General features: G+C 36.6%; 2 protein-coding genes. Both read left to right on the top strand.

Features of this window, described 5'->3' with window-relative positions; all coding sequences use genetic code 11:
- On the top strand, nucleotides 1–1,576 hold a 1,576-nt coding region (locus tag IR213_RS15865; protein ID WP_194313269.1), incomplete at its 5' end, for a T9SS type A sorting domain-containing protein.
- Nucleotides 1,577–2,310: 734 nt separating this feature from the next.
- Nucleotides 2,311–3,636 (top strand): hypothetical protein (locus IR213_RS15860; RefSeq protein WP_194313268.1); only part of this gene is annotated, 1,326 nt, incomplete at its 3' end.

Genomic DNA, 3,636 nt, shown 5'->3' with positions numbered 1-3,636 from the left:
AGCCACTGGTACTCCTGCAAATGGTATTTTGGGATGTAATCCAACAACTGAAGCCATCGGTGCAGCCCTTGGAACCGCCACAGCAACCGATAATTGTGGTTCGGTATCACCAACATTTGTAGATGGAACAATCAGCATTGATGGTTGTTTGCGTTCACAAACTAGAACTTGGAATGTAACTGATGCCTGTGGCAACAAAGCAATACCAGTTTCACGTACAGCAAGCTGGACAGTGGATACAGAAAAACCTGTTATCATAGCCACTGGTACTCCTGCAAATGGTATTTTGGGATGTAATCCAACAACTGAAGCCATCGGTGCAGCCCTTGGAACCGCCACAGCAACCGATAATTGTGGTTCGGTATCACCAACATTTGTAGATGGAACAATCAGCATTGATGGTTGTTTGCGTTCACAAACTAGAACTTGGAATGTAACTGATGCCTGTGGCAACAAAGCAATACCAGTTTCACGTACAGCAAGCTGGACAGTTGATACAACACCTCCTGTAATTACCTGTGCGGCGGATAAAGTAATTGATTGTAATACTACAATTAGTTTTACTGATCCAACTGCCACTGACAATTGTAGCGGTGCCATAACTATTACTGTTGTAAGTACTGTGACTAACCCCGATGGCAGTCAAACACGTACTTGGAAAGCCGAGGATGCTTGTGGCAACAGTGCGACATGTAGTCAAAAAATTAGTAAGGCTAGTTGTTCTCACATCTTCCCTACACAAACTACTTGTTGTAATTATGCCACAGGAACTGCTACCGGTTTATACAATGTCTGTACTAAAGTTACCGGTAATGTTGTAAATAACGTCATTCCGGGAGTATTCTTCTATTATTCAAACGTAGTTGCTCCTGCAGCTAGTTTCACAATAGAAGTAAAACAATCTAATGATGGTGATTTAAATAAACTATTTAGTGTTCATGGATATGACAAAAATAATTTGCAACAGATTCGTTTATACACAAGCAGTTGTGGAGATGTAAACTTCACTGGTAGCTTTATCAATAGCGGTAAAGGTGCGAAATTAGTTGTTACTGGAGCTACTCCGGGAGCTACTTATATTGTTTCTATAAAATATGAGGTGAAATCAATTATTGGAGCTACTTATACCGGCAGTGATAAATCCAGTAAATACACTTTCGGAAGTTCCATCAATGGTACACTTGATTCAGGAAGTGTAGGAACTATAGATGCTGTTGCAGGATGTTCAGATAACACTCCATTACCAGGGGATTGTACAATGCCATCACCAACTAGTTTTTACAAAAGTGATTCAACTGAAGCAAAAACTGCAACTGAAGCTGTTTTCGAAGCGTATCCTATACCTTTCAAAGATCAACTTACCATCAGATATAAATTTGATTACATTTCTGACGTGAAAATTGAAGTATTTAATTCACAAGGTGTGTTGATACTTGCTAAAACAGATGCCAAAGGTTATTTAGACAAAGAAATTACGTTGAACCTTAATACAAGTAGTGAACAAGAACAAGTCTATGTTGTAAAAGTTACTACTAATAGAGGAAGCAGTGTGAAAAAAGTTATGTCTTCAAAATAATTAAATATTAATCTTTATTACAAAGCATCCCGCAACTTGCGGGATGCTTTTATTATAATTGTGTTCAATTGGCATGTTTATCAATTTCTTGATTATTAGCTATATTGGCCTTGTGTTTTGATAATGAAGTAATTACTAAACAAGGTTTTTCTTTATGTGTCTCTTAAAAATTTTAGATAAAATTAGGAATGATTTAAATTATCTCCCTAAAAATCATTTTTGAATTAAAAAATTTAACCTTTTTTTTGCAAAAAGTGTATTTAATCGATGAAATGCAATAGTTCGTAGAAAATATTATTTTTATTGAAACTAATTTTCTAATTTCAATTTCCTTTTAGAAATATTCTAAATAAAAAACTGCAAAATATATTAAAGTACGTACCCCAATCTACTAAATATGCTTGCTGATAATGTGATGTTAATTAATGTCTTAATCAAAATATTAAGCATAATTGACAAAAATATTTAAATGTAGTTTACCCCGAATCTACAAAATATTCCTGCTCTTTTTTTGGTGTTAATTAATGTCTTACTATTTTTTTTAACATAATTGACAAAAATATTTAAATGTAGTTTACCCCGAATCTACAAAATATCCCTTCTCTTTTTTTTGGTGTTAATTAATGTCTTACTATTTTTTTAAGCATAATTGACAAAAATATTTAAATGTAGTTTACTCCGAATCTACAAAATATCCCTGCTCTTGTTGTGGTGTTAACTAATACCTTAACATTATGAAAAGATTTACGTTATCAGGTTTTTTAAACCTTTTCACTCCCAAAGATTTAGTCTTTGAAAGTAGTGGAGAAAGTAGTTTTAAATTCGATTTTTCGAAAGACAACTTAAAAGAAAATAGTCACTTGTATGAATCGAGTAGTAGAGGTATTAGCAGTTTAATTTTACTTTTGATACTCTTTTTGTTTTCCAACTTTTTATCGGCTCAAATTACAGTTGATGGTAATCCTACAGAATGGGGTACTTCGGCCGTAACAAGTCTACCAATTTATACCTATCAAGCGGATCCCTTTGGCAATGGAGTAGTGGATAATCAATTTACTAATGGATCCAAAGACTTTATGCTTGCAGCTGACCTAACATGGGCTATTGGTCAAACCAAGGCCAAAAACGATATTGCAAATGGGGCTGCAGCACTTATTGGAACTGACTTGTATTTTGCAGGTGACAGAACCTCTAATAATGGCGATGCTCAAATTGGTTTTTGGTTTTACCTAAATGGCACTAGTCCAGCTCCAAACGGGCATTTTGCGCCACCACATGCTGTAGGGGATTTGCTTATTCTTGCAGATTTTACTGGTGGTGGACGAAATGCATTGGTAACCGTTTACAAATGGGTTGGTTCTGGTGGTAATGTTCCTAATACTGGTGGTACTCTAAATACAACTTCCATCGCAGGTACGGTGGCTGAAAATAACGATGTCGCTTATCCGATACCTGTTGGTTGGTCTTTTATCAATTCTACTTATGCAACTAATGAGTTTTATGAAGGAAAGGTTGACTTGGCAAGTCTAGGTCTCAGCAATTTTTGTTTTGCCAGTTTCTTGCTCGAAGCGAGATCTTCACAATCAATAACTGCATCGTTAGATGATTTTGTTGGTGGTGTTTTTGGGGGTAAACCAACAGTAACTGTAAGTACAACCCCTATATTATGCTTGGGGGGAAGTTCAACAGTAACTGCTTCTCCACTTCCTGTTTCTGGAACATATACCTATGCTTGGACAGTTCCAGTTGGAGCAGCAGCTCCTGGCAATGTGACTAGTTTTAGCACTTCTGTAGGGGGAACTTATTCTGTTATTGTTACAAATTCAAGTGGTTGTTCTTCTGAATCGGGTTCAGGTGTAGTTACAATTCCAACGAAAGTTTCCTTAACGGCAGACGGAACAGATCCATTGTGTTTTGGAGGAAACGGTTCCATCACCTTTGGTGCAACAGGCGGCACGGGAACAATTACTTATAAAGTAAACGGCAATGTAGCTACCTCACCATTCACGGCATCCGCTGCGGGTGATTACACCATTGTGGCAACAGATGCAAACGGATGT

The sequence above is a fragment of the Flavobacterium soyangense genome, from assembly GCF_015277675.1.
GTDB lineage: Bacteria > Bacteroidota > Bacteroidia > Flavobacteriales > Flavobacteriaceae > Flavobacterium > Flavobacterium soyangense.
The sequence above is the reverse complement of the archived record's forward strand: the minus strand, read 5'-3'. Positions and strand labels throughout refer to the sequence as shown.